This window comes from Ensifer sp. ENS02 (genome assembly GCF_014851885.1).
In the GTDB taxonomy this organism is placed as follows: Bacteria; Pseudomonadota; Alphaproteobacteria; order Rhizobiales; family Rhizobiaceae; genus Ensifer; species Ensifer adhaerens.
On sequence record NZ_JACVAO010000091.1, the window covers coordinates 1 to 284 of the forward strand.

A 284-nucleotide genomic window follows, 5' to 3' on the forward strand; every position below is an offset into this window, starting at 1 on the left:
GTATTCCCTTGAGAACCGTGGAAGACGACCACGTTGATAGGCTGGGTGTGGAAGTGCGGCAACGCATGAAGCTTACCAGTACTAATCGTTCGATTGGCTTGATCGTTCCCATTGCTCATGCTCATCACAAGGCGAATGCAACGCATTCGTCCGAACAAGATGAGCGACGTGTTCAAAACAAAACGAGTGAAGGCGATAAACCGCAAGCGGTTTACGCCGACCTCACCAGCTTCTCATCCGGTTTGCGTCCGCTAGACGCAAATCTTGCGCTTTGCCGACCTGGT

General features: G+C 52.1%; 1 rRNA gene. It reads left to right on the top strand.

The features are described 5' to 3' along the window. A 23S ribosomal RNA gene (locus tag IB262_RS35580) occupies window positions 1–106 on the top strand; the annotation flags it as partial. Window positions 107–284 lie beyond the last annotated feature (178 nt).